We start from the raw sequence: 243 nt of genomic DNA on the forward strand, positions 1-243 counted from the left end.
CGCAATCCCTTGTATCCTCCTGTTTCTCTGTCCTCTACTTTCGCAGTTTCCCTTTCCCCGTTACCCTCCCTCCCTTTTTCCCCTCCGCCTTTTCGTCTCCTCCCCCCCCTCTCTTCTCTCTTTTCTCCCTCCCCTTCTCCTCCCTTCTCTTCTTCTCTTTCTTTTTCCTCTCCTCCTCTCCTTTCTCTTCTCTTTATCCCTTCCCTCTCCCTTCTCCTCCCCCTCTTTCTCCCTTCTCTCTTC

General features: G+C 52.7%; 1 protein-coding gene. It reads right to left on the bottom strand.

Features of this window, described 5'->3' with window-relative positions:
- On the bottom strand, positions 1-243 hold a 243-nt coding region (locus ACTFO6_RS19540), incomplete at both ends, for a hypothetical protein (RefSeq protein ID WP_439935966.1).

Origin of the sequence: Pelomicrobium sp. G1 (genome assembly GCF_051905455.1) — a bacterium.
Classification (GTDB): domain Bacteria; phylum Pseudomonadota; class Gammaproteobacteria; order Burkholderiales; family UBA6910; genus Pelomicrobium.